At 64.4% G+C, this 24976-nt stretch carries 22 protein-coding genes and 1 pseudogene; 13 read left to right on the forward strand and 10 right to left on the reverse strand.

Annotated features, from left to right (window positions below; translation table 11 throughout):
* The first annotated feature begins 14 nt into the window (after positions 1-14).
* The 4 genes from L593_RS03020 to L593_RS15495 all read left to right on the forward strand — a co-directional run bounded on the left by L593_RS03020 (position 15) and on the right by L593_RS15495 (position 3120).
* A complete protein-coding gene (locus L593_RS03020) occupies positions 15-260 on the forward strand; it encodes a sulfurtransferase TusA family protein (protein ID WP_020445451.1) in 246 nt (81 codons plus the stop codon).
* Complete coding sequence (locus L593_RS03025; protein ID WP_020445452.1) at positions 261-869, forward strand: DsrE/DsrF/DrsH-like family protein; 609 nt, start codon at positions 261-263, stop codon at positions 867-869.
* 311 nt (positions 870-1180) lie between these two features.
* Positions 1181-2527, forward strand: a complete 1347-nt coding sequence (locus L593_RS15225; protein WP_081638633.1) for an AAA family ATPase — start codon at positions 1181-1183, stop codon at positions 2525-2527.
* A complete protein-coding gene (locus tag L593_RS15495; protein WP_144060689.1) occupies positions 2527-3120 on the forward strand; it encodes a hypothetical protein in 594 nt (197 codons plus the stop codon). Before L593_RS15225 ends, L593_RS15495 begins: the two co-directional genes overlap by 1 nt.
* A 165-nt stretch (positions 3121-3285) precedes the next feature.
* Here the strand turns inward: L593_RS15495 and L593_RS03030 are convergent.
* The 7 genes and pseudogenes from L593_RS03030 to L593_RS03055 form a co-directional block, all read right to left on the reverse strand.
* A pseudogene (locus tag L593_RS03030) lies at positions 3286-3564 on the reverse strand (aminotransferase class V-fold PLP-dependent enzyme); the annotation flags it as partial.
* Positions 3565-3797: 233 nt separating this feature from the next.
* Positions 3798-4103: a hypothetical protein gene (locus tag L593_RS03035; protein ID WP_049893813.1), complete on the reverse strand. Its 306-nt coding sequence runs from the start codon at positions 4101-4103 to the stop codon at positions 3798-3800.
* A gap of 75 nt (positions 4104-4178) precedes the next feature.
* Positions 4179-4853 carry a hypothetical protein gene (locus L593_RS15500; RefSeq protein ID WP_144060690.1) on the reverse strand — a complete coding sequence of 225 codons (675 nt, stop codon included), beginning with the start codon at positions 4851-4853 and terminating at the stop codon, positions 4179-4181.
* A 1638-nt stretch (positions 4854-6491) separates the two neighbouring features.
* Positions 6492-7607, reverse strand: a complete 1116-nt coding sequence (locus L593_RS03040) for an aminotransferase class V-fold PLP-dependent enzyme (RefSeq protein WP_049894268.1) — start codon at positions 7605-7607, stop codon at positions 6492-6494.
* Between the two features lie 32 nt (positions 7608-7639).
* Complete coding sequence (locus L593_RS03045) at positions 7640-8329, reverse strand: DUF1641 domain-containing protein (RefSeq protein WP_020445456.1); 690 nt, start codon at positions 8327-8329, stop codon at positions 7640-7642.
* A 2-nt stretch (positions 8330-8331) separates the two neighbouring features.
* Positions 8332-9477, reverse strand: a complete 1146-nt coding sequence (locus L593_RS03050) for an NAD(P)/FAD-dependent oxidoreductase (protein ID WP_020445457.1) — start codon at positions 9475-9477, stop codon at positions 8332-8334.
* A complete protein-coding gene (locus L593_RS03055; RefSeq protein WP_049893814.1) occupies positions 9474-9716 on the reverse strand; it encodes a sulfurtransferase TusA family protein in 243 nt (80 codons plus the stop codon). The genes L593_RS03050 and L593_RS03055 overlap by 4 nt, the downstream gene beginning before the upstream one ends.
* A gap of 158 nt (positions 9717-9874) precedes the next feature.
* On the opposite strand from L593_RS03055, the gene L593_RS15860 reads away from it, so the two are divergent.
* The 3 genes from L593_RS15860 (at position 9875) to L593_RS03070 (ending at position 13436) form a co-directional block, all read left to right on the forward strand.
* Positions 9875-11203, forward strand: a complete 1329-nt coding sequence (locus L593_RS15860) for a hypothetical protein (protein ID WP_020445459.1) — start codon at positions 9875-9877, stop codon at positions 11201-11203.
* 111 nt (positions 11204-11314) lie between these two features.
* Entirely contained in the window at positions 11315-12037 is a 723-nt protein-coding gene (locus tag L593_RS03065) for a metal-dependent hydrolase (protein ID WP_020445460.1), read from the forward strand.
* Positions 12038-12128: 91 nt separating this feature from the next.
* On the forward strand, positions 12129-13436 hold the full coding sequence (locus L593_RS03070) for a site-2 protease family protein (RefSeq protein WP_020445461.1): 1308 nt from the start codon (positions 12129-12131) through the stop codon (positions 13434-13436).
* A gap of 47 nt (positions 13437-13483) precedes the next feature.
* On the opposite strand, the gene thiL is transcribed toward L593_RS03070, so the two are convergent.
* Positions 13484-14410, reverse strand: a complete 927-nt coding sequence (gene thiL / locus L593_RS03075; protein WP_020445462.1) for a thiamine-phosphate kinase — start codon at positions 14408-14410, stop codon at positions 13484-13486.
* 120 nt (positions 14411-14530) lie between these two features.
* On the opposite strand from thiL, the gene L593_RS03080 reads away from it, so the two are divergent.
* Complete coding sequence (locus L593_RS03080) at positions 14531-14821, forward strand: hypothetical protein (protein WP_020445463.1); 291 nt, start codon at positions 14531-14533, stop codon at positions 14819-14821.
* A gap of 69 nt (positions 14822-14890) precedes the next feature.
* Here L593_RS03080 and L593_RS03085 read toward each other — a convergent pair whose 3' ends face one another.
* Positions 14891-15529 carry a class I SAM-dependent methyltransferase gene (locus L593_RS03085; protein WP_020445464.1) on the reverse strand — a complete coding sequence of 213 codons (639 nt, stop codon included), beginning with the start codon at positions 15527-15529 and terminating at the stop codon, positions 14891-14893.
* Positions 15530-15686: 157 nt separating this feature from the next.
* On the opposite strand from L593_RS03085, the gene L593_RS03090 reads away from it, so the two are divergent.
* From L593_RS03090 to L593_RS03105, 4 genes are all read left to right on the forward strand, one after another.
* Positions 15687-16142 (forward strand): 30S ribosomal protein S19e, encoded by a 456-nt coding sequence (locus tag L593_RS03090; RefSeq protein WP_020445465.1) that lies wholly within the window; start codon positions 15687-15689, stop codon positions 16140-16142.
* A gap of 580 nt (positions 16143-16722) precedes the next feature.
* Positions 16723-19059, forward strand: a complete 2337-nt coding sequence (locus L593_RS03095; RefSeq protein WP_020445466.1) for a DEAD/DEAH box helicase — start codon at positions 16723-16725, stop codon at positions 19057-19059.
* 166 nt (positions 19060-19225) lie between these two features.
* Positions 19226-19897 carry an alpha/beta hydrolase gene (locus L593_RS03100; protein ID WP_020445467.1) on the forward strand — a complete coding sequence of 224 codons (672 nt, stop codon included), beginning with the start codon at positions 19226-19228 and terminating at the stop codon, positions 19895-19897.
* 135 nt (positions 19898-20032) lie between these two features.
* Positions 20033-20983: a phosphotransferase family protein gene (locus tag L593_RS03105; RefSeq protein WP_020445468.1), complete on the forward strand. Its 951-nt coding sequence runs from the start codon at positions 20033-20035 to the stop codon at positions 20981-20983.
* 115 nt (positions 20984-21098) lie between these two features.
* Here L593_RS03105 and dcd read toward each other — a convergent pair whose 3' ends face one another.
* Complete coding sequence (dcd, locus tag L593_RS03110) at positions 21099-21758, reverse strand: dCTP deaminase (protein WP_020445469.1); 660 nt, start codon at positions 21756-21758, stop codon at positions 21099-21101.
* Positions 21759-22066: 308 nt separating this feature from the next.
* Here dcd and L593_RS03115 point away from each other — a divergent pair, with 308 nt between their 5' ends.
* Positions 22067-24973: an AAA domain-containing protein gene (locus L593_RS03115; RefSeq protein WP_020445470.1), complete on the forward strand. Its 2907-nt coding sequence runs from the start codon at positions 22067-22069 to the stop codon at positions 24971-24973.
* The last annotated feature ends 3 nt before the right edge of the window (positions 24974-24976 follow it).

The raw sequence follows: 24976 nt of genomic DNA on the forward strand, positions 1-24976 counted from the left end.
GGAGTGATACACCGATGACAGACGCAATCGACGTTACGGAGACGCTCGACGTGAAGGGAGCATCGTGTCCAATGCCGGTCGTCAAGACGAAGTCCGCGATCGACGACCTCGCCGAAGGTGAGGTCCTCGAGGTACTCGCGACGGACTCCGGCAGCATGAGCGACATCGACGGGTGGGCGAGCGGGACGGACGGCGTCTCGCTCCTCGACCAGATCGAGGACGGCGACCTCTACAAACACTACGTGGAGAAGACCGCATAGATGAGCACCGACGCAGCCGAAACGGAGGAGGCGCCCGACGAGGAGGCCGCAGCGACTGCGGACGTCCCAGAGACCGAGGCGGAGCTACAGGCCCGCATCGAGGAACTGGAGGATACGGTCGCGACGCTCGAGAGCGAGGTCGACGACGGTCCGAAGAAGATGACGATCATCGCGACGAAGGGCACGCTCGACATGGCCTACCCGCCGCTGATCCTCGCGAGCACCGCGGCCGCCTTCGGCTGGGACGTCGTGGTCTTCCACACGTTCTGGGGCCTGGACATCCTCCACGAGGAGAAGTCCTCGAACCTCCAGCTGTCCTCCGTCGGCAACCCGAATATGCCCGTTCCGAACGCGCTCGCCGCGCTCCCGGGCATGGACAAGGTCACGACGAAGATGATGGAGAAGAAGATCGACGACAACAACACCGCGACGATCGAGGAACTCATCGAAGTCTCCCTCGAGCAGGGCGTCGAGATGCAGGCCTGCCAGATGACCATCGAGCTGATGGACTACGACGAGGACGCGTTCTACGACGACGTCACCGTCGGCGTCGGCGCGGCGACCGCACTCGAGCACATGGCCGAGTCGGACGTGCAGCTCCTCGTCTGAATCGCGCTGTAAATCCGGCCTGACCAGCCCCACCGTTCACTTCTCAGGAACAGTTGACCGCTGAGCCGTGGCGCGTATTCTGCTCAAAAACAGCGGCGTGCGATCGCTGTAGCCCATTGATGGACAGCCATTCATCACCCTCTATAACTTAGAAAATAAGAAAGATGTGGTGCCAATAATCGATGATTGATTTAGCATATCGGACGCCATTATTCCATACTATTCTGATTGGGTCATCTGCCAGTTGAATCTGCAAGGCATGAATGGAGGGACAGGAATAAAGCCCGTGCCGGAGAAACTGCCTATACTCAATGGTCCGGCTCACAAATATTGATGTCAAGGGGTTCAAAGGGATTCAGTCAACCTCGATAGAGCCGGGTCAACTAAATATTATTACGGGCCGGAATAACGCAGGGAAAACATCGCTTCTTGAAGCTATCGCAGTGCTTTCTGATCCTACTACGCTTGAAGACTTCGGAGACCGAGCTACATCAGTCATCAACAAACAAAGAGAGGAGACATCTCTACATGGCAAATATTGGCGGGAACAACTATCACTTAAACAATATGATGCAGAAGGAAACCCAAGCGATCCGCTTACCAAGTCAGTCAAGATTCGACAGGCTACCGATAAAGAAGTATATGAAATTGCAATACAGAAATTCAATCAAAATATTCCAAAAGAAACGGCCCAAGTAAGCCTATTCCCATTACACCGCGGAGATTTGCATCTACGCCAAGATAAACGTAGTAATAACCAATCAGATGAGGCAGCTCTCGCAAAGATTCTGAACGAGACACTTTCAGATTCACTACTATCGATACCTGAGGAAGATATTATTGAGGTTCTATCGGATGACGTTCTGGCTGTCAAGGTTCAAGACCAACAGCTGTATCTTTTTTCTTCTACTGAAGGTTATCGGGAAATCATTCTCCAGATTGTTGATAGTGCCACAGAGACGCTAGTTGACGATAATCGAATTATCAGTGAAGCATCTAAGAGGGAGTCCAAATCGCAAGCCATTCACCGTCTAATCAGGTCTGTACTTTCTCCAAAACGTCGAAAAAGAGCACAGCTTTTTGGCGGATCTCCAACCACGGTGAGTGGTATTCATTATCTCGATGAAATTCCCACAAAGGCAGGGGAAATCGATTTCGAAGACAATCCAATCAGAGTAAATAAGGTCGAAAATTACCTGCAAAAACACGATATTGCAGGCCCATTAGAAGATTTCTCCTTCACAGACCTTGTGTTTCAAAAGGATGAGGAGCCACCATATGATGTCCCCTTTGAATTCATGGGAGATGGGTTCAAAACTATAGTTGGCATACTTTGGGAGCTGTTTGATGAGTCCAACGACGGTGATGTTCTCTTAATCGAAGAGCCGGAGCAGCATATGCATCCCGGATACATAGAACAATTAACACGTGTTCTAATACAAATATCGAAAGAAGAGAAATTGCAATTATTCATCACAACACATAATACAGACTTCCTGGAATCATTTATTTCCAAAGAAGTTGAGAATCAGCACGGAGAGTATCTGCAAAAGGAGTTCCAACTATTCCAACTAACAGAACCCATCAACCGGTCATTATCCTACGAGGATGCAAAAGAGGATATGAATAACCTCAACTTGGACTTGAGAGGTCCATAATGCAGGGGGACACCATTGTCCTCACTGAAGGAATCAATGACTTGGCCTTTCTTGAGCAGCTTCACTCTCGATCTGGTGTGGGAGAATATTGTGACCGGTTCAATAATCAAGAAAGTGATGAAACACAAACACAGCGAATACGTCAGCATCGAATAGGGACTTCGATTACATATTTATACAAGTGTGAGGGAGGACGGTCAGAAGTTGAGAAAATTTATGCTCGTGAAGGACCCTCAATTGGCGAAAAAGGCTTACGAACGGTACTAATGTTCGACATGGACGATGATAGTAGTTTTAGCGATGTATTAGATAGCCTGAACAGTTCTTTGTGGAAAGAATGGAGGAACCGAATTTCGTTATCCGCAAATAGACATATAGACATTACCTCTGATTTTATAATTAAAGAATGTACTTTGGGGGGCAATGGGGAAATTTTTGATGAGCCCATTGTCATCACATTTTTCAACGATATGGAAACGGCTACGGGCATGTCTTATGGAGCGCCGTTCAGTAAGAAAAAACAGGAAGCCGAACAATATTTCAGAGATCGACCAAATGAAACTGAGTCGCTTATTGACGCATTGTATTCGTAGAAATGTCTAGTAATACAGCCATTAACTCCCAGCCCAGTAGTCAATGATTGAGAACCCGAGTAATTCGGTTGGTGTTGATGGGATGCGCACTCCATTCAGCAGGGGCGAATAGAGTAGTCAAAAACTGTAAATCCAACAGAACGATTCGGACGGAACTAGACTGTCTCAGATCTCGCCTTCCAGCCCCTCCAGCAACCGATCCACCTCCTCCGCCGTATTAACAGCGTGAACCGACGCCCGGATCGCATCCGGGAAGGGCAGCGGCCGGACGACGATCCCGTCCTCTCGCAGCCGCTCGACCGTCGCCTCGGGATCGGGCACGTCGATCGTCACGAGCCCGGACTCCGGTTCGCTGGGACTCAGCAGCCGCTCCTCCGGCACCCCACCCGCGAGCCGGCCTGCCAGATCGAGCGTGCGCTCCTCCATCCGATCGACGCCGACCTCGAAGCGCTTTGCGCCGGGATGCAGGTCGACGCGCTACGAACTGACGACGAGTTCGTCCGCGATGGTATGATCCGGATGGGCGGGCAAGCGTCTAAATTGTTGCCCGGGGACTGGCGAGCACCAGTCCTACCGTGTCCGGCTGTGCGATGACGGCCAGAAGGAGGCAACGGCCTGGGGTGATCCAGTGGTCGTCCAGCGTGATCCAACGAGGTCGACCGACCCGGTAGGCCCAGCTATGCGCCGCAACCACCCGTCCAGAGATAATACGTGTCATTACGGTAGGAAACCGTATAGAACTGCACCTCGTCGCTGTATTCGAACTCTGGCGGGTCGTCACTTGCATCGTAGAATTGATAGTCTCCGTCCTCTCGCGCACGATCGAAGATTGACTGGGCGTCGGAACTCATGTTCGCGTAGTCGTAGTGAGTGGAGTGGCCGCTTGAGAAGGAGATACCTTCGACCTCGTCCGGATCCTCGTAGACATGTGTTGTGCGCCGGCAGTCCGCGTCGTCGTCGAATATAGGTGCGATAAACATCATGACCAGTCCCAGACATAAGAGAACAGCGACAAGCCCTCCGAATAGTGCCTTCGAATTCATCGGTTGGTGGTACTCCTAATGTTGCCCCGCATCATGGGCTGCAGAGGCTTCCAGCGCCTCGACTGTGCATGACGAGCACTCAGTAATTTTATCGGTGGTCCAAGCCCAGTCACTGCAATTTCCGGCTGTAGCCTCGCATTGACCGTACCACCCCAGCATCGGTGTCGCTTCGTCACCCCAATAACTCGTATGAGCCGTTCCAAGATTGTGATCCTCCGAACTTGAACAACCAGTGTCACCATCTAATATCTGGTTGATCACAACGGAACACTCGTCAGTGTGTAGGTAATTATGGAGTCCTTCATGTATGGCTTGTACACCTAAGCCGTGTGGTTGGCGAGCGTGCTCAGCAACGAAAGCTACAGTTGGTTCTTTCCATGAAGATCCACCCCAGGCGAACATGTCTGAATCGCCATATGTACAGACGTCATTTAGAAATACGTAGCTTCCTGGCGCATTCAAATTTTCATCGTCCAGCCAATTTAACGCATCTTCTCCCATTAATTCCCGTGTCGCACAGCCAGGGTCGTAAGTAGTATCATACTTTCTAGCAATATATCCATCGATTGATGAATTATTATATATGCGCTCCAACTCAATACTCACATAATCAAACATTATGTCCCAGGCGCCGGAACCCGTGTTAGGCGTACGCATGATATTGATGACAAGTAATTCGCCGCTGGACATATCGCCCCCAAGCCGGACATCTTCGAGAGTAGCCCCCATATCAGATCACCTCACTTGGGTTCTCGACGATTTGATACGGTAGCTCACCGCGATTCTGAACAGCTATTATAGGTGTAGCTATCACTTCCTCAGATTCATACCCAACTCTCATCGCTTCCTGACCCTCTCGAGGGCCATTCGTTTCTCGGCCCAATGGAACGACCTTTCTCCGCTTCACCGTCACTGACCGAGGTTCCAGTTCCACACTCATTTCGGATTCGGGTGACAGACGACGAACGTTTCCGGAAGTGATGATTTTGATGTCGCGACCAGCTGTAACAACTCGGGCCGTCGGTTGCGAGTGATCGCCCTGGACAGTGACGCCTTTGGAGGGCCTGAGATCACTCCCAAGATTAGTCGGCAGATATGGCTTGTTCGCAAGTCTCAGCTCTCGAACAGGTAGCGAGTGGAACCGGTCAGTAGCAACCACATTCTCTCGCTCACGAACTCTCGATCGTTCTGCCTCACTGAGGTTATTTTGAAACAGGAAGACTTCATCACGTCGTTGCATCCAGCTTCTGGCTGAACAGTCAGTCACAGTTTCGATTTCGACATCGTCCTCAATCCGATACACGAGTCCAACGGTTGAGAATCGGACTGTATCGTCAGGGGACGATCCAGCTACCTGTTGGCCCAGCGTACTCAGACCTGCGCCGACGCCGGCTGATTTCAACAGATGACGTCGATTGAGTCCATCAACGACATCTGACCTGTCTACGTTCCCTTTCCCTTTCCTTTCGGATGATGATTCCTTAGTTGCGTCTTAAGGCATACGAACACAGTAGAAAGTAATGGTAATAATTGTTGGCTAGTGTCAATGGTAATACACCAATATTATATTATCAATATACATCACTCGGGCACGTATAGATGTCAAAACCGGACTGCTTAACGACTCAGGAATATGTATCGCCTTCCCAGTAGCTGTCGCTAAATATCAAAATTACTAGAAAGTGAAGCGGGCGGGTACGGTTGGTACAGACGAAACTAGCCCGCTTAACCAGTCGGTCCATTTCGCTCGCTCAATAAGACGTCGACGGAAACTCGAGACCTGCGTTTCGGCGCGACGAACGCGGCTATGCCCACTGAGTCTATATCTCGATTGACGGCCTCAAAACGTATCTCGATCTTCTGTACCGGCGGCTACTGGACGGGCAGTACGAGATGCCGAGAGTCAGTCGAATTCTAGACATAGAACGGATCAATCATCCCGAATTAACCACCGTCTGATGGCGGATACAGGGACTGAAAAATGTCGATCTGGCGGCAGCTGTCGCAGCTCTCTGCAGACCTCCACGAGACTGGCGAGGTCCAGGCCATCGAGGCAACCGGGTGAGATAGGCGTGGAGCGAGTCGTCGCTACGCCAGACGGACGAATACTACAATTCACTGCGAGAAGCGGGCGTAAGAGTAGGGATCAAACGGGGTTTCTACGCGAGACGCCGCTCATAACGCCAGACTCGACGACCCAATCAAATTCTTCATCGCTCACAACGGACTCCTTCGAGTGGTGACTATGCGCCTTCTCTGCAGCACGACTTCTTAGAACCGCCAGCAACCAATAATTTCGATATAGTCGCTCAAAACGACGCGTAAAACTCAGAACTCGTCTTCGAGCCCAGCCAACAACCGATCCACCTCTTCCGCCGTGTTCACCGCGTGCACAGACGCCCGAATCGCATCCGGGAACGGCAGCGGCCGAACGACGATCCCGTCCTCGCGCAGCCGCTCGACCGTCGCTTCGGGATCGGGCACGTCGATCGTGACGAGCCCGGACTCCGGCTCTGCGGGGCTCAGCAGCCGCTCCTCCGGCACCCCACCCGCGAGCCGGCCTGCCAGGTCGAGCGTGCGCTCCTCCATCCGATCGACGCCGACCTCGTCAATCGCCTCGATCGCCTCGGCGAGCGCGACGTGGGACGCCGGGTTCGCGGAGCCGACCTCGAAGCGCTTCGCGCCGGGTTCGAATTCGAACACGTCGGCCGTCGGTTTCTCGACGCTCCGATACCCGACGGTGCGCGGTTCGAGTTCCTCTGCAGCCTCGCGATCCACGTGGAGGAAGCCGCCGCCCCAGAGCCCGAGGAGCCACTTGTGGCCCGCGGCTGCGACGGCGTCGGCGCCCCACTCGGAGACGTCCAGTTCTGCCTGGCCGGGGATCTGCACCGCGTCGACCAGCGTGAACGCGCCGGCGTCGTTGGCGATGTCGACGAGGTCGGCGACCGGCAGGCGGGTCCCGTGGGTCCAGGTGAGCGCGCTGAAGCAGGCGAGGTCGGCGCCGTCGACGGCCTCGGCGAACTCCTCTGGATCGACGCGGCCGTCGGTGGTCTCGACGACCCGTACCTCCACGCCCTCGCGTTCGAGGCGCTGCCAGGCGAGGATGCCGGCGGGATGTTCGAGGTCGGTGCGGACGACCACGTCCCATGGCTCCCAGTCGATCGCCCCGGCGATCGCGTTGATACCGGCGGTGGTGCTCTCCGTGAGCGCGATCTCCTCGGCCTCGGCACCGACGAAGTCCGCGACCGCCTCGCGGACCATCTCGAACGTGTCGAAGGCCGTTTCGTACGGGTCGTCGAGGATCGGCGACTCGTACTCGTGACTCTCGAGGAACGCCTCGGCGGCCTCGACGACGAACCGCGGACTGGGGCCGTGCGCGCCGAAGTTGAAGTACGCGCCCTCCTGCAGGGCGGGCACGTCGGCGCGAAGTTCCAGCGGCGTCATCGCGTCGTCGGCGTGTCTGGTGTCCGAAGGCGTCATTGCGACGATGCGTCCTCGGCTCGTGCTCGACCGATCGCTCGTGCCATAGCTAGCACGTAGCCCAGCCCGTACTTCACTTCGGGGTCGCGGATGGCCCTCGCCATCCCGATCGCGCCGACGGGCTCGGGTTCGGCGCGCTGGGCTTCGCCGATCCCCTCGAGCATGGTCTCGATGCCGTCCCGCGTCTCGGGCGCCGCCGCCGTGTCGGCGACCTCGCCGAGCGAACCGCCCATCGCCGCGAGCGAGCGGACCATCTCGTCGTCGAGGGCGGCCGTGGCCAGCGAGCCGACCGACGCCAGCTCCGCGAGGTCGTCGAGCGTTCCGGTGCGCTGGAGTTCGAGCATCGTCTCGAGGGCCGCCTGGAGCTCCTCGCCGTTGTCACCGACGGTCTCCGCGAGCGCCACCGTCTCGTCGGTCGCGAGACCGTCGGCGGACTCCGCGAGGGTGGCCCCCGTCCCGGCGAGTTCCGTGACCATCTCGTCGGTCATCGCGCTCTCGCCGAGCGCGACGACGTCCAGCAGTTCGTTGACGGCGTCCAGTCGGCGGACGAACTCGGCGACCGCCTCGGGGTTCTCCTCGATGGCGGCCTCGAGGGGATCGGCCTCGGCGCTCTCGGCGACCCCGCCGTCCGCCGCCTGCTCCTCCACAGCGTCTCGGTCGTCGGCCGCTCTAGGTTCGTCGGTCATGCTTAGAGCAGCCCCCGTGCGGTGAGCCAGTAGGACTCGTTGTACGACAGCTTCGACCAGTGCAGCGCCTGGGACGGCGGCGCGGGCGACGGCGGGTTCTCGTAGTCGAACTCGACGAAGCTGGCCTCGTCCATCCCGGTCTCGATGAAGCACAGCGTCTTGCCGTCGTAGGTCGCCGTCGCCGGTCGCCCGCGCACCTCGCTGGCGATCCGCTGGGCGACGACGCCGGCCTGGTAGTGCGCGACGCTGCCGGCCTTCGGGACGCCGGTGTCTGCGGTGTCGCCGAGCGCGTAGACGTCCTCGGCCTCGGTCGCCTCGAGCGTATTGCTATCGACGTCGACCCACCCCTCGTCACCGAGGCCGGCCTCGGTGATCAGGTCAACGCCCTCGTGGGGCGGAATCGTGACGAGGAGGTCGTAGTCGATGGAGTCGCCCTCCATCGTCTCGATCGTCTCCGCGTCGGGATCGACGGACTCGGCGTTGACGAACGTCTGCACCTCGATGTCGCGTTCGTGCATGAGCGGCTCCGCCCACTCCGCGATGTGGGGGTTACCGTGAACGCGCTGGATCGGGTAGGTGTAGACGACCTCGACGTCGTCGCGCATCCCGCGCTCGCGGAACCAGTCGTCGACCATGAACGCGAACTCCAGGGGCGCCGCGGGGCACATGTGGGGCGTTCCGACGACGCTGAGGACGACCCGCCCCTCCTCGAAGGAGAGGAGGTCCTCGCGGAGCGCCTCGGCCCCGTCCTGGCTGTAGAAGTTGTGGCCCGCCTCCGCGAGGCCGGGGACGACCTCGGGCGCGAGCGTGGAACCGGTCGCCAGCACGAGGTGGTCGTACGACACAGTGCCGGCGGCGTCGCGGGTCCGCAGTTCCTTTGCGTCGGTGTCGATATCGGTGATCCGATCGATCCGGAGGTCGACCCGGTCGTCGACGAGGTCCGAGAGGGGCCGGCGGCCGTCCTCGGGTTCCCGGAGTCCGAAGGGAACGTACAGCCAGACCGGTTTGTAGACGTGGTCTGGATCGTCGTTGTAGAGGGTGACCTCGATGTCACCCGCGTCGATCTCCCGTTCCAGTCGGTCCGCGAGGTCGTTGGCGAGGACGGTCCCACCGGTCCCCGCGCCGACGATGACGACGTGCTCGGTCATGCCTTCTGGACGTAGATCGCGTAGTGGTCCTCGGTCTCCTCGACCTCGAGCACCTCGTTGCCCGACTCCTCGGCCCACTCGGGCACGTCGGTCAGCGACTGCTCGTTGTCGCTCAGGAGCCGCACGACGGCGCCGGAGTCGAGACCACGGATCGCCCCGATGAGGTCCATGAGCGGTCCCGGGCAGCTAGCGCCTCGCGAGTCGACAGTTTTCGCCGGATCGATATCGGTACTTGGCATTGTCACAGGTGGATCTACGCAGCCCCCACATTAGTATTGTCCCATCGTTCCAAGATTGTGGAAATCCGATTTGTGGGGGTCGTGTCCACGTTCACCCTGTACGCCCGGCGGTCCGCCGGCCGGTGGAGGTTTTACCCTGGGGAGCGCGACTCCCGAGCGTGCTCGATCGTAGATCGGTCCTGCGCCGCGCCGGCGGAGCCCTCACGACGGCGACGCTCGCGAGTTCGGCGGGGTGTTTCTTCACTGTCGGCTCTTCCAGTAGCTCTGCGTCCAGTACCTTCCTGACGCCGCTCCCGAATCCGCTACCGGGGGTCGCCCCGAACTTCCACTGCGCGTACGGGTACGACCCGGCAGCGATCCAGCGAACCCTCGGCGGGACGGACGCAATGCCCAGCCTCGCCGGGCAGTTCGTGACCGTGGTCGATCAGCTACGGGGCACGGCGGTGGAGGACGTCGATCGGCTCTCCGGCCAGACCGTGCGGCAGGTCGGCCACCCGGGGAGCGACCTGGGCGTGGTTGCGTCGGACGGAACGGATCTCGTTGCCGAGGGGTCGATCGACGTCGACGGCGCCGTCGACTGGCTCGCCACGCGCGAGCAACTCGAGAACCTCGGTCGGTCGCGGGGCTATCGGCGCTTCGGCAACGGTGGAGCGACCGTCGAGGGGTTCGCCGTCGACGAAGACGCCATGACGTTCGGGAATCGGCGGGCGACCTCGCTCTCCGCAGCCGACGTGACCGCTGCTGCGATCGAGGGGCTACAGAGCGACGCGGCCGCCGCTGCTGAGACCACGCCCACCCTCGCGGCGACGGTCGACGAACTCCCCAGTGGCAGTGCAACGATCGCGACCGCCTTCGACCTCGTCGCCGAGCGTCCCGATACGGGAAGCGAGGCCTACGACGGCACTGCGTCCTCGTTGCTGGCCGCGGGCCTGTCCGCGAACGTCGGCGACGAGACGACCGCCATCACGCGAGTACTGCGATACCGCCGCGGACGGGTCGCGTCCGTCGACTCGGTCCGCGCTGCGGTCGACGAAGCCGTCGCTGCCGGATACCTCACTGACGTCGAGTGGACCGTCAGCGCCAGCGGTCGCTCCGTTCGAATCGAGGGGTCGGTCTCGACCGCCACGCTGGCCGACGCGCCGGAGCTGCTCCGTCGCGGCGTCCCTGTCCCCGCGTACGACGGTTTGCCGACGCCGGTGGATCCCCGGGAACTCGGCAGGGACGCACCACCGAGAGTCGCGTGGGAGCTCTCCATGCTCGACGACGGCCGGGTCGCGGTCGTCCACGGGGGCGGTCCCGACGTCGAGGGCATCACCGTCGCCTACACCGTCGATGGCGAGCGGGTGCGCGAGGATTGGCAGGGACCCGTCTCGTCGGAGGACCGGTTCGAGACGAGCGAAGCGCCCGACGCCGGCAGCGTCGTGGACGTCGTCTGGGCGCGCGGAACGGCGAACGAGACGATCCTGATCCGCGCCGAGCTGTCCTGACTGTCGAGAGACGCGGCGGGCGCTGTCGGTCGCTGGCAACGGTCCCCCACTCGATCCCCCTGCCACGACCACACACGGTTAAGGGCCTCTCTGCCGAATTTCCTCGTGGCTATGGAGCTCACCTGGCACGGTCACTCGACCTGGCACGTCACCGTCGGCGACACGTCGATCCTGATCGACCCGTTCTTCGACAACCCCCACACAGACCTGTCGCCGGACGACCTCGACGCGCCGGACTACCTCCTGCTCACGCACGGCCACGCCGACCACATCGCTCACGCCGCCGAGTTCGCTGACTCGGCCGTCGTCTGTGGCACCCCCGAGATCACCGGGTATCTCGACGACGAGCACGAGACCCAGGAGACGATCGGGATGAACATCGGCGGGACGGTCGAGGCCGGCGACGCGTTCGTGACGATGGTTCAGGCGATGCACACCAACGGCATCGAGACTGGCTACGGCATGGACGCCGGGATTCCCGCCGGATACGTGATCAGCGACACCAAGCCGACCCAGCTCGCGGACGAGGAGAGCGAGACGTTCTACCACGCCGGCGACACCGCGCTCATGACCGAGATGCGCGACGTCTTCGGCCCCTACCTCCAGCCCGACGCCGCGGCAGTCCCCTGCGGCGATCACTTCACGATGGGGCCACAGCAGGCCGCCATCGCGATCGACTGGCTCGACGTCGATCACGCGTTCCCGATGCACTACGACACCTTCCCGCCGATCGAGATCGAGGTGCAGGACTTCGTCAACGAGGTCCGGGGCACCGGCAGCGACGCCGAGGTCCACGTCCTCGACGGCGACGAGACGTTCACGCTCGAGGGCTGATCACCCCTCCCGAGCGCACCCGGGAATCGCCCTCGCCCGGATTCCGGAAGGCGTACAGGGTTTATCAGGCGGGAGCCGCTACGAGGCACCGATGCCCTCCGAGGACCCCGGTCGGGGAGTCGGTCCGCGTGACCGCGACGGCCGGGACGGCACCGAACGCGATCGAGAGCCCTCGGACCGTCGGGATCGGTCGGAGCGTCAGTCGCGATGGGGAGCGGCGTCGGCCAACGGCGGTACGGCGGACCTCGGGCCCGGCTCCCTCGACGCCGAGCAGCCTGGTGGTCCGGGGACCGACGCCAATCGACCGCCACCACCGTCTGCGATCGATCACGCCTTCCACGTGACGGAGGTGCGGACCGAGGGCGACCGCGTCTACTACTTCGGCCACGCGCTCGTCGGCGACGATCTCGAAGCAGCGATCACGCCGGCCTTCCGGAACGCCGGGTACGCCATCTCCCACGTCGAACGGGCTGGCGAGGACGTCGTCGTCGCGCGACCGGCTGCCTCGGGCGTCGACGGCGTCCCCTGGACGCACCTGCTGTTGTTCGTGCTCACGATCGGGTCGACGCTGATCGCGGGGTCGATGTGGTTCTTCGTCAATCCGATCCAGGAGCCCACCCAGATCTGGAAGGGATGGCCCTTCTCCGTCGGGATCATGACCGTCCTCGGGGTGCACGAGATGGGCCACTACGTGATGACGCGCCGCCACGACGTCGACGCGACCCTGCCCTACTTCATCCCCGTCCCGACGCTCATCGGCACGATGGGTGCGGTGATCCGGATGAAAGGGTCCATGCCCGATCGGAAGGCCCTGTTCGACATCGGCGTCGCTGGGCCGATCGCTGGCCTGATCGCCACGGTCGCGGTGACAGTCGTCGGGCTCTACCTCGATCCGGTCACCGCGCCCGCGGAACTCGCGACCTCCGAGAACGCCCAGGAGATCGCGATCGGGTTCCCGCCGCTGTTGCACTTCCTCTCCTGGCTCACCGGGCAGCCACTGTACTACGACGATCCGCTGACCACGGTCCACCCGGTCGTCGTCGCCGGCTGGGTCGGGATGTTCGTCACGTTCCTGAACCTCATTCCCGTCGGCCAACTCGACGGGGGCCACGTCGTCCGCGCGATCGCACCCGAGTACCAGGCGACGATCGCAGCGGTGGTGCCGGGGGTGCTCTACGCGCTGGCGGGGTACCTCCTGCTCGTGCGCGACCTCGCGCCGCGGAACGTCACGCTCTGGATCGTCTGGGGCACGATCGCACTCGCACTGGCGTTCGTCGGCCCAGCGACGCCGACGGACGACAGCACCGACATCGGCTGGAAACGGACGGTCGTCGGTATCGCGACGTTCGTCGTCGGGATGACCTGTTTCGCGCCGGTGCCGATCGCGATCGTGAGTTGAGGAAGCAGCCGCCGACGACCCCGACGCGGCAGTCGCTCGTCGAGCGCTCAGTCCCCACCGTGGGTGTAGCCACGGTCCGGAAGCGCCGCACCGTCCATCGTCAGCGCCGGTTGCTCCGTCGCGTCGGCGGGTCCCGGCTCCGTGACGTCGCCGACCTTCGTGAGCGGGATCGGACAGGCAGCCTGCGCCGCGTCCAGATCCGCCGCCGGAACGGTCAGGACGAGTTCGAAGTCCTCGCCGAAGAAGGTGGTCAGTTCCAGGCGGTCCTCGGCGTCCATCGCGACGGCTTCGATACCGTCGTGGACCGGGAGTCGGTCGGAATCGATCGCCACGCCGCAGTCGCTCGCTTCTGCGATCTGGTGGAGCGACCGGGCGAGGCCGTCGCTGGAATCCATCATCGAGGAGGCGTACTCGGCGAGCGCCCCACCGGCGGCGACGCGTGGCGGGAACTGGAACAGGTCGTTCGCTCGCTCGAGCGCCGCCTCGTCGCCGTCGTCCTGCCAGCGCTGGAAGTACCGGAAGCCCGCACCAGAGCGCCCGAGAGCACCGGTGACGCAGACGGCGTCGCCCGGTTCCGCACCGCTCCGGAGGACCGGATCCTCGGTCTCGCCGAGCGCAGTGGTCGCGACGGTGAACTCGACGTGCTGGTCGAGGTCGCCGCCGACGTAGGCGGCGTCGACGGACTCGCAGACGTCGCTCGCGCCCGCCACGAAGTCCAGCAGTTCGGACTCGTCGAACTCTGGGGCGGCGTAGACCGCGACGGCTGAGGTGGCCTCCGCGCCCATCGCCGCGACGTCGGAGAGCGAAGCCCCGACGGATCGCCAGCCGGCGGTGTAGCGCGTGGTGCCGTCCGGAAAGTCCGTCGCGTCGTGGAGCATGTCGGTCGTCACGACCTGCCCGTCCACGACCGCCGCGTCGTCGCCGGCGCTGGGCAGCGCCGTATCGAGCATCCGGAGGGCTGCGCGCTCGTCCATGTGTCTCGGTTCGTGGTGGGGACGGCGGCTGGTAAAAGGGTGCGGTCGCGGGCTCCGTCCGATCCCCGTCCAATGCGACGGTACACTGAAGCCACTCTCCGTGGGATACACCCGATAGCAATGGCCTGTCCGGTCTGTGATAGCACGGAGACCTCGACGATCAACGTCCGCGTATCGAAGGAGAGCGACGTCAGCAAGCTGGTTGGGAGCACGTGGGGCGGTCGAAACGTCGCCCGCTGCGACGGCTGCGGCGTGCTCTACGACCACCAGGTCGCAGCGAACGGGGCGGACGCCGACGAGAGTCAAGCGACGGACCGTTCCATCAACTGTCCGGACTGTGGATCGCCAAACCCGTCGAATCGGGCGAACTGCACGTACTGCGATTCGGCGCTGGAGCCCGCCCGAGAGTGATTGATCCGAGAACCGCCGAGACGGACGGTTCGGCCCGGGTAGGAGCGGGATCGTGTCGATCCATCGTCGTCACCCGGTCCGCGCCTCGACCCCGGTCAGAATCCCGAAGAGCGCCGTCCAGTGCGATTCCACCGTCAGCGGCGAGTCCTCCACGATTTCCAGTGGCTCCTGCGTCCAGCGGCAGGCGTGCTTCTCGAAGTGCGCCTCGGCACGCCAGTCCTGGAACTTCGCGATCGGCCAGACGCTGCTCCGGCCGTGTTCGAGCAGAAGCACCTGGCCGTCGGGCCGACAGACGCGGTGCATCTCCGAGAGCGCGGCGTGGGGGTCGGGGAAGGTGCACGTCGAGAGCGAGGAGATCACCGTGTCGAAGCTGTCGTCGGGGAAATCGAGGTCCTGGGCGTCCATCTCGTACAGGTCCTCGCCGCGTTCGAGGTCGTCGTGGCGCTTCGCGGCCTGCTCGATCATCTCGGGGCTGACGTCGATGCCGGTGTACTCCGTAGCGTTCGGGACGAAGCCGCGATTCGTCCCGAGACCGCAGGCGACGTCGAGGACTGCACCCTCGGCGGATTCGAACGCCCGCCGGCGATACCGGCCGCTGAGGAGACGGTTCAGGAACGCGAACCGGGCGAACGTCGACGCCTGGTCGGCGTAGACGTCACGGACGTGCCCGAGGGTGCTCGACCGGGAGTAGGCAGAGTCCTGGGACATGGCTCGATACGCGAATCGACGGCTGGAACGTCCAAAACGGTGTCCCCAGTCTGTGAGGGAGTTTTTAAGCCGCGGTCGACGTGAGTGGTATCTCACGCGGACTGCTCCCCACCCCGAATCCGATGCCCTTTAATGCCGCGCCGGGGAAGCAGACGCCATGACGACGCTCTACGACGTCCCCGCCGAGGACCTCAACGAGGCGGTCGCCGAGGAACTCGCGGACCGACTCGAGGCACCGGAGTGGGCCCAGTTCGCCAAGACGGGCGCCGACAACGAACTGCCGCCGGAACAGGAGGAGTTCTGGAGCCACCGCGCCGCCAGCGTCCTGCGCAAGGTCGCCACCGACGGCCCGGTCGGCGTCGAGCGCCTCTCCACGGCCTACGGCGGCACCAAGCGCGGCTCCAACCGCTACGTCGTCTCGCCGCCGAGCCGCGAGGACGGCTCCAAGAACGTCATCCGGACGATCCTGCAGGACCTCGAGGAGGAGGGCCTCGTCGAGCAGGCCGGCTCCGAGGGTCGGATCGTCTCCGACGAGGGCAGCGCGCTGCTGGACGAGACTGCCGACGCGGTCATGGAGGAGCTCGACCGCCCCGACCTCGAGCGCTACGCCTGAATTCTCGGCTGAATATTTTTGCTTCCGCCTTTGATAGATACTTAGCAGCTGCTGCGACTTCCGATAGCCCCACCCGGTAGCCACGTCCTCCCCAACCGATTGCGCTGCTCGGGTTCGCTCCGCTCACCACTTCGCTGCTCATCCCTCGCACGCTGGCTGGCGACGGCGGCTCGCCCGCTTCGGGGCTCGCCGCCACGCCAGCGCGCGCCGACGTGGACCACCGGGGTTTCGCGGATCTCGGGAACCAACCGGGCGGGGCTTCGGAAGGGGCCGACCGGTCGATCCGGCCCCGGCGAAGTAAGCACTGCAGTGAGCGAGCGTAGCGAGCGAACGAAGCGCGCAGCGTCCTCGCGAGACGAAGTCGAGCGAGTGGCTCGAGAGTCGCAGCCCGGGAACGAGCGATGCGAGTGACCCGGAACGTCTCTCGGCGAGTCGCGGCCGGTCGAGCGGGAGGGGGCTTCCGTGAGGGGCTGCTGCGGCTGCTACAGGAACAAAAACTCTCGAATTCAACTTCCACATTCACTCCGCACGGTGCAGGGACGGAAACGCCTATGAGCGACCCCGTCCCCGAAAGGGGTAGATGGAAGTCGCCGAAGTGCTGCCGTCCTTTGCCGACGCGTTCGCCTTCGACGAGTTCAACGCGATGCAGCGCGCCGCGATCCCGGGGATTCTCGAGTCCGACGAGAACGTGGTCGCGAGCGCGCCGACGGCGAGCGGCAAGACTGCGATCGCCGAACTGGCGATCTGCAAGACCCTCGATCGCAGCGGGACCGCCCTGTTCGTCGCGCCGATGCGCGCGCTGACGAACGAGAAGGAAGCGGAGTGGGACCGCTTCGAGGAACTCGGCTACTCGGTGTACGTCGTCACGGGCGAGCGGGACCTGAATCCCCGGCGCGCACGCAGGGCGGACATCCTCGTGATGACGCCGGAGAAGCTCGACTCGGCGACGCGGAAGCACGACACCCACCGCTACGACTTCGTGACCGACGTCGACACCGTCGTCGTCGACGAGGTCCACCTGCTCGATTCCGAGCGCCGGGGCTCCGCGCTGGAGGTCACGATCTCACGGCTCCGCCGGCTCTGTGACCCCCGGATCGTCGCGCTCTCGGCGACGATGCCCAACGTGGAGGAGGTCGCCGCATGGCTCGACGCGCCCGACGCGACCACGTTCGACTTCGACGACGATCACCGCCCAGTCGAACTCAACGCCGACGTCAAGACCTACAGCCACGGCGAGAACTCCTTCGCCGACAAGTACCGCCGGCTCTACCGCGCGCTCGACCTCGCCCAGCCCCACCTCGAGGAGGACGGCCAGGCGCTCGTCTTCGTCGCATCGCGACAGGACACTCAGCGCGCCGCGGCGAAGACGAGGGACGAACTCGCCGAACGGGACATCCGGATCGGCGCCCGCGGCGACTACGACTTCCACACCGAGACCGAGCGCCTGGAGAACGACGAACTCAGACAGGGCGTCCTCGACGGCGTCGCCTTCCACCACGCCGGCCTCTCGAAGAACGATCGCGACCTGATCGAGGAGTGGTTCAAGCAGGGGAAGATCGAACTGCTCTTCTCGACCTCGACGCTCGCCTGGGGCGTCAACCTCCCCGCGCGCTGCGTGATCATCCGCGACACGAAGTACCACGATCCGCTGGAGGGCGAGGTCGAGATGAGTCCCCTCGACGTGCTCCAGATGCTCGGCCGCGCAGGCAGGCCGGGCTACGACGACGTGGGCTACGGCTGGGTGATCACCGACCGCGCCGACGCCGATCGCTACCGCCGACTCCTTCGCGAGGGGACCGAGATCGACTCGAATCTCGCGGACGACCTGCCCGAGCACTGTCTCGCGGAGTGTTGCGTGGGCACGATCGAGTCCCGCGACGACGCGATCGCCTGGCTCCAGACGACGTTCTACGCGGTGCGCGCGGCGGGCGACGACGACGAGCAACTCGAGGCCCGCGTCGACGACACCCTCGCGTCCCTCGCCGGCGACGGCTTCCTGGATCTCGACGGGCCGGGCGGGACCGACGGCGTCGCACCCACCGCACTGGGCCGCCTCGCCTCCAGGTTCTACCTCAGACTCGACACCGCCCGGGGCTTCCACGACCTCGCGACCCGCGAGCAGATCGACGATGCAGGGATCCTCCGCGCGGTCGCGACCGCCGTCGAGTTCGACGACGTGGCCGCCCGGAGCGACGAGGCCGACGCCGTCGACGCAGTCCTCGGCGAGCGAGCGACGGACCTGCCCGACGGCCAGCGGAAGGTGCTCGCGATCCTCCAGGCCGCCGTGGCTGGAACGACGCCCAACTCGCTCCGGTCGGACGCCTGGATCATCCGCCAGAACGCACTCCGGATGCTCGCCGCGCTCGGCGCCGTGCTGGGGGAGTTCGCCGGCCCAGCCGCAGCCAACGAGTGTCGACGGCTCGAAGCCAGAATCGAGCACGGCGTCGGCCCCGACGCCGCCGCGCTCACCGCGATCGAGGGCGTCGGCGAAGGGCGCGCCCGGTCCCTGGCCCAAGCCGGCTTCGAATCGCCGGCAGAAATCGCCGCAGCGACGCCGGCGACGGTGGCCGCGGCGGGGGTCGGCGACGGCGTCGCCGAGCGCATCGTCGATGCCGCGGCCGACCTCCCGCGGATCGAAATCGAGTGGGGCGACCTCCCCGACTCGATTCCGGCCGGCGACCGCGACTTTTCGGAGGCGACGATCCACAATCGCGGCGATGGCGCCCAGGCCGGCGTTCGAGTGACCGTCAACGGCGTCGAGATGACCGCCGACGAGACGTACCTCTCGGACGCGACGACGGTGCCACTCGCGCTCTTTGGCGCCGACGCCGACGAACTCGAACTCGCCGTCGAAGTCGTCTTCCCGGAGCTTCCGCTGCAGCCGATCGAGGACCGCCGGACCGTCGCCGTCGAGTGAGGTCGCTACGCCGGGCGGAAATCCTGGCTTCCCCGATCGAAACCCGCCCGCGATCCTGACCCGTCCGTGATCGAATCCTCCCGCGATTGTAACCCGCCCTCGACCGAAGCCCGCTCACCTCGCCGCCACCCGACGCCATTTTACTCCGGGGACCGTCGATCCGGGTATGAGCGATCCCCACGGCGAAGCGACCGTCGTCACTGCCGGCGCCGCCCTCGAGGACGCCAGTGCAGCCGTCGTCGCGATGCACGGCCGTGGCGCGACCGCCCGGAGCGTCGTGGATCTCGTCGAGCAAGCCGCCGCACGACGTGACGTGTCGGACCTCGCGATCCGGGCGCCCCAGGCACACCGGAACACCTGGTATCCCAACTCCTTCCTCGCGCCGATCGACGCCAACGAACCCCACCTCTCGAGTGCGTTGGGGCTGGTCGAGCGAACGGTCGCGGAGGCAGCCGAGGCCGTCGGGCGCGAGCAGGTCGTCCTCCTGGGCTTCTCCCAGGGCGGCTGCCTCGCCAGCGAATTCGTCGCGAGAAATCCGGCTCGCTACGGCGGCCTGGTCGCCCTCTCCGGGGGGCGCATCGGGCCCGAGGGCATCGAGTGGGACGAGGAGGCGACGCTCGCGACAGCAGAGCGTGACCTCGAGGGGACGCCGGCGTTCCTGGGCTGCAGCGACGTCGATCCCCACATCCCAGCGGAGCGCGTCCACGAGACCGCCGAGTCGCTGGAAGCCCTCGGTGGAGACGTGACGGTGGAGCTCTACCCCGGCATGGGCCACACCGTGAACGAGGACGAACTCGAAGGCGTGGCGGGGATGCTCGCGAGCGCGACGCCAGGGTAGCCCGCATTCTCGCTGTCGAACCGACGACCGCGCTGCCCGTTCGATCCCGTATCGACCGGTTCCAACCCAGCGATGCTTACCACCATCACAGCGTTTAGGGCGAGTGCGTCGCAGACTCGGTCTAGACGTCGCCTCATGTCGGACCCCGTCGAACGCGCGGTCGGAAGCGCGCTCCCCAGTTGCACCGTCGCGACCATCGAGCCACAGACGGTTCGCCCCGGCAACCACACAGCACGCGTCGACTTCGAGAACGCCGACCCCGTCTACGTCAAGACGGCGACCGACACGAGTCGGCGACTCGAACGGGAGATCGCCGCGACGCGCTACGCCGCAGCCCACTCCGGCGTCGAGACGCCACCGATCGTCGCGGCCGACGCCGGGGGCGAGCCACCGTACCTCGCCACCGAACCACTCCCGGGAACGATCTTCAACGACGCCTGGCGCGACGACGGTGACCGAGGGCGACTGCTCCGGCTGGTCGGCCGAGCCATCGCTGGCGTCCACGAAGCCAGGTTCGATCGATCGGGCGTCGTCGAGGGCGGCGACCGGACCGGCCTCGACCTGGTGGGCGAGGACTGGGCCGACGTCCTCTGTCGAACGGTCGAGTGGCGGGCCGACGACTGGTTCCCGGATCGCTTCGACGACCTGCCGGAGCGCCTCGTCTCGGTGATCCGGGAGTTCGACCCAGCAGTCGCGGGGACGCCGACGCTGCTGCACTGCGATCCGAGCCGGATCAACGTCCACTTCGAGCCACTGGGGATGCTCGACTGGGAGCGTGCGATGGTCGGCGATCCCGCCTTCGGACTCGTCGAGGCCGCCTTCCATCACCTGGAACAACCGGACGTGAGCGAGGAGGAACGGCGGGAACTGGAGGCCGCCTTGCACGAGGGGTATCGCGAGCGGGCCGGGGACCTTCCGACAGGGCTGGAACGCAACCGCCCGCTCTACCGGGCGATCTCGCACATGCTCGTCCCACAGGCCTTCGAAGACTGGTCTTCCGACGTGGATCGGCCGAACGACGAACTCGCCGCGAACGTCCGCGAAGCGTTCACGGACCGTCTGGAACGGGCACGGGCAGCAGCCTGACCCGAGACGATCCCGGCGGAGCGTCGTTCCTGCGGTGACCGAACGAGTTGCTCGGTCGGTGGTAGCCCGGACTGCTCCCTTTGCCGTCGATAAAATCCGGGAAACGCGCGAAGCGCTACTGGTCCCCGCCGAACTCCCGGTCGCTGCCGATCCGCGAGGCCTGCGGGCCAGTCTGCCCCTGGTACTTCGAGCCGCGCTCCTCTCCGTAGGGGCGCTCGGCCGCAGAGGAGAGTTTCGTGAAGGTGAGCTGGGAGATTCGCATATCGGGTTTCAGCGCGACCGGTGCAGTGCCGAGATTCGAGAGTTCGAGCGTGATCTGACCCTCGTAGCCGGGGTCGACGATGCCCGCGGTCGCGTGGACGACGATCGCGAGTCGGCCTAGCGACGAGCGTCCCTCGACGTGAGCGATGAGGTCGTCGGGGATGGCGACGCGCTCCTTCGTCGTCGCGAGCACGAAGTCGCCGGGGTGGAGGATGAACTCCTCGTCGATCGTGTCGGTCTCCTCGTCGGCGTCGTCGGCGACGTCCTGGAGGGTCCGCTGGCCGCCGCTCTGGCTCGAATCGGGGATCGTCGTCCGCGTCGTGTACTCGGAGGCGTCGGCCGCCCGATCCGGGCGGATACAGGGGATGTTCGACTGCTCGAAGGTGAGAAACTCCCGGCCGAGGCGCATGTCGACGCTCGCCGGCTGAATCTGCATCTCGGGGTCGTCGAGGGGCTCGATCGAGAGGTCGCCGTCGTTGAGCCGACGGCGGATGTCCCGGTCCGAGAGGATCATACCTTCCTCACTCACAGCCTAGGCCTTCAGTGATTCGGACAGGCACTGATCCTCCGCGCGATGACGACGGGCGTCGACGATCAGCGATCGCCAACCGTCCACCACCAACCGCCCACCGCCGACCGGCCACAGCCGGCCGCTCACTGCCCCGCAATCGCTCGTTGGCCATCGCCAACCGCCAATCGCCAACCGTCCATCGTCGACCGCCAATCGCCAACCGTCCATCGTCGACCGCCAATCGCCAACCGTCCATCGTCGACCGCCGGGGTGCGACAGCGTTTAGGCCGAAGCCGCTCCGAGATTCGACCGTGCTTCGCGGCAGGGTCCTCGAGATCGGCGACGTCCGGGAGGTCACCACCCAGCGCGGGACGAGCGAACTCGTCGAGGTGACGCTCCGCAGCGACGAGTACGGTCCCGTTACCGTGACCCTCTGGAACCGCTGGACGGAGACCGCCGCCTACCTCGAACCCGGAATGGAACTCGGCGTGACCGATCCCGACTGGGGCGAGCCACCCGAGCCGATCGCAGACGAATCCGACGCCGCGGCGGAATCGGCCGGCAGCGACGGAGAAAACGTGCCGAGTGGACCGGGCGCGAGCGGCGACGGATCCGGGCCGACGCCCGACGGCGGGACCACCGCAGAACCGGGGACCGACACCGTCCAATCGGCCTCGACGACGCCGGACTCCCTGGTCGTCGTCGAGCCCGATTTCCTCGTCGACGTGACCGACGTCCGCGAGTGGGTCCAGTGCCCCCGGCAGTACTACCTCTCGAAGATCGACGACGCGGAACTCGCCGAACCGCTCGTCCTCGGGACCATCGTCCACGAGGTGTTCGGCGACCTTCTCCGGGGCGTCGACGTCGAGGCGGCCGTCGACGATCGGATCGAGGGCGCCGGGCTCAACCTCGGCCTGCTCGGGCTCGACCCCGACGCCGTCACCGATACCGTGACCAAACACGCCGAGGCGATCCAGGGCTGGCTGAACCAGGGCACCCTCACCGACGGCGACGACTGGCGCTCCGAACAGTTGCTGATCTCCGAACGACTGGGCCTCAAGGGACGCGCCGACGCCGTCCGGCGGGGCATGCCAGTCGAACTCAAGACCGGGAAGAACACCCGCTCGGATCCACGATTCCACGACAAGATCCAGGCCGCTCTCTACGCGCTGATGCTCCGCGAACGCGGCGTGCCGGTCGACACCGGAATCCTCCTCTACACCAAGAACGCCACGCTGGACCGCGCGGAGACGGGTGGGGACCTCTCGCCGGCCAAGGAGTTCGCGCTCAACGACGGCCTGCTCGACTTCGCGCTCCGGTCGCGCAACGAACTCGCCGCGATGGAGGCCGACGTCTCGGTTCCCACCGGCCACGAGGCCGACGCCAACTGCGACCGCTGCTTCGTCCAGGACACCTGCATGGTCGTCGCGGGCCGCCTCGGCCAGGAGTCCAAAGCCGGCGCGATCGGGCGGCAGGTCCCCGACGCCGAGCGCGATTACTTCGACGCGTTCTACCGCGCGATCGAACTCGAACGTCGCGCCATCCACGACGAGTACCGGAAGCTCTGGGAGCAAACTCCCGCCGAGCGAGCGGCCGACGATCGGGCGCTCGTGGACCTCCAGTTCGAGGGGAAGGAGCCGCTCCCCGGCGGGCGCTGGCGCCTCACTGCTCGACGGCCCAGCGCCGCCGTCTCGAAGCTCCGGGAGGGTGACTTCGCGCTCGCCAGCGACGGCGACCCGATCGAAGGGCACGCCGAGTTCTGCCGGATCCAGCGGCTCGATCCCGAACTGGTCGTCGTGACTGCAGACGAGCCGGTCGAACTCACCCGGCTCGACCAGTACCCCTCCGAAATCACGGCCGATCGGATGCTCTCCGCGCTGATGGACGGGATCCTCAAAGGGGACCAGCGCCGGAAGGACGTGCTCTTCGAGCGCGCCGATCCGGAGTTCGACGACGCACTGCTTGGTGAGGACGGGCCGCAATTCGTGCCCAACAACGACGCCCAGAACGGGGCCGTCCAGCGGGCCGTCGCCGCGGAGGACTTCTCCCTGATCCACGGGCCGCCGGGGACCGGCAAGACCTACACCATCGCCCGGCTGGTCCGCGCGCTCGTCGACCGAGGCGATCGGGTGCTCCTCTCGGCGTTCACGAACCGCGCGGTGGACAACGCCCTGGAAGCCCTCCACGACCAGGGCTTCGACGACGCGATCCGAGTCGGCTCCGCAAACGGCGTGCGCGAGGACATGCAGGACGTCAGGCTCGAGCGGCGCGGCGACCCAGACGAACTCGTCGACGCACTCGAATCAGCACCGGTCGTCGCCGCGACGGCCGCCTCCTGTGGTTCGACGGTGATGAGCGAGCAGGCGTTCGACGTCGCCGTCGTGGACGAGGCCTCCCAGTTGACGGAGCCGGGCACCCTCGCCGCCATCGAACGTGCCGACCGGTTCGTCCTCGTCGGCGATCACGAGCAGCTGCCCCCCGTCGTCCAGGCCGAGTCCGGCCCGCAGGAGGCACCGAGCACGCCCTTCGAGGTCGATCTCTCGCGGTCGCTGTTCCAGCGCCTCCTCGAGACCTCCCCCGAGGCCGGCGTGTCGCTGGAGGAACAGTACCGGATGGCGCAGGCGATCCAGGCGTTCTCCTCCCGGGAGTTCTACGACGGCGCACTCCGTCCCGCGACGGGAGAGGTCGCCGCACACGCGCTGGCGGACCTCGACGGCGTCGCTGCCGACGCCCTTCCCGCCGAACTCGGCGACCGCGTGAGTTTCCTCGACGTCGGCGGCGACGACGCGGGGCGGACCGACGCCGTCGAGGCCGAGCGCATCGCCGACCTGATCGACACCTACCTCGACGCCGGCCTCGATCCGCGCGACGTCGGCGTCATCGCACCGTATCGCGCCCAGGTCGCGACGATCGGCGACCGGCTCGAGGACCTGCTCGCCGACCGGGCCGACCGCGACGCTGACGACCCCGGCGACGACGTCGCAGACGAGAGTCCGATCGCCGTCGACACGGTCGACCGGTTCCAGGGTTCGAGCAAGGAGGTCATCGTCGTCTCCTTCGTCGCGACGGACGACCTCGACAGCCCCATCTTCGAGGACTACCGCCGGGTGAACGTCGCGTTGACCCGGGCGAAACGCCAACTCGTCCTCGTCGGCGACGCCGACGCGCTCCGGTCGGATCCGGTGTACGCGCGGATGGTCGAGTGGGCACAGGGCTGATCG

Origin of the sequence: Salinarchaeum sp. Harcht-Bsk1 (genome assembly GCF_000403645.1) — an archaeon.
GTDB lineage: Archaea > Halobacteriota > Halobacteria > Halobacteriales > Salinarchaeaceae > Salinarchaeum.

What these genes read in the sequence shown, in the direction of transcription:
- L593_RS03020 (WP_020445451.1), top strand. Translation starts at nt 15, where the DNA reads ATGACAGACGCAATCGACGTTACGGAGACGCTCGACGTGAAGGGAGCA.
- L593_RS03025 (WP_020445452.1), top strand. Translation starts at nt 261, where the DNA reads ATGAGCACCGACGCAGCCGAAACGGAGGAGGCGCCCGACGAGGAGGCC.
- L593_RS15225 (WP_081638633.1), top strand. Translation starts at nt 1,181, where the DNA reads ATGGTCCGGCTCACAAATATTGATGTCAAGGGGTTCAAAGGGATTCAG.
- L593_RS15495 (WP_144060689.1), top strand. Translation starts at nt 2,527, where the DNA reads ATGCAGGGGGACACCATTGTCCTCACTGAAGGAATCAATGACTTGGCC.
- L593_RS03035 (WP_049893813.1), bottom strand. Translation starts at nt 4,103, where the DNA reads ATGATGTTTATCGCACCTATATTCGACGACGACGCGGACTGCCGGCGC.
- L593_RS15500 (WP_144060690.1), bottom strand. Translation starts at nt 4,853, where the DNA reads ATGTCCAGCGGCGAATTACTTGTCATCAATATCATGCGTACGCCTAAC.
- L593_RS03040 (WP_049894268.1), bottom strand. Translation starts at nt 7,607, where the DNA reads ATGACGCCGCTGGAACTTCGCGCCGACGTGCCCGCCCTGCAGGAGGGC.
- L593_RS03045 (WP_020445456.1), bottom strand. Translation starts at nt 8,329, where the DNA reads ATGACCGACGAACCTAGAGCGGCCGACGACCGAGACGCTGTGGAGGAG.
- L593_RS03050 (WP_020445457.1), bottom strand. Translation starts at nt 9,477, where the DNA reads ATGACCGAGCACGTCGTCATCGTCGGCGCGGGGACCGGTGGGACCGTC.
- L593_RS03055 (WP_049893814.1), bottom strand. Translation starts at nt 9,716, where the DNA reads ATGCCAAGTACCGATATCGATCCGGCGAAAACTGTCGACTCGCGAGGC.
- L593_RS03065 (WP_020445460.1), top strand. Translation starts at nt 11,315, where the DNA reads ATGGAGCTCACCTGGCACGGTCACTCGACCTGGCACGTCACCGTCGGC.
- L593_RS03070 (WP_020445461.1), top strand. Translation starts at nt 12,129, where the DNA reads ATGCCCTCCGAGGACCCCGGTCGGGGAGTCGGTCCGCGTGACCGCGAC.
- thiL (WP_020445462.1), bottom strand. Translation starts at nt 14,410, where the DNA reads ATGGACGAGCGCGCAGCCCTCCGGATGCTCGATACGGCGCTGCCCAGC.
- L593_RS03080 (WP_020445463.1), top strand. Translation starts at nt 14,531, where the DNA reads ATGGCCTGTCCGGTCTGTGATAGCACGGAGACCTCGACGATCAACGTC.
- L593_RS03085 (WP_020445464.1), bottom strand. Translation starts at nt 15,529, where the DNA reads ATGTCCCAGGACTCTGCCTACTCCCGGTCGAGCACCCTCGGGCACGTC.
- L593_RS03090 (WP_020445465.1), top strand. Translation starts at nt 15,687, where the DNA reads ATGACGACGCTCTACGACGTCCCCGCCGAGGACCTCAACGAGGCGGTC.
- L593_RS03095 (WP_020445466.1), top strand. Translation starts at nt 16,723, where the DNA reads ATGGAAGTCGCCGAAGTGCTGCCGTCCTTTGCCGACGCGTTCGCCTTC.
- L593_RS03100 (WP_020445467.1), top strand. Translation starts at nt 19,226, where the DNA reads ATGAGCGATCCCCACGGCGAAGCGACCGTCGTCACTGCCGGCGCCGCC.
- L593_RS03105 (WP_020445468.1), top strand. Translation starts at nt 20,033, where the DNA reads ATGTCGGACCCCGTCGAACGCGCGGTCGGAAGCGCGCTCCCCAGTTGC.
- dcd (WP_020445469.1), bottom strand. Translation starts at nt 21,758, where the DNA reads ATGATCCTCTCGGACCGGGACATCCGCCGTCGGCTCAACGACGGCGAC.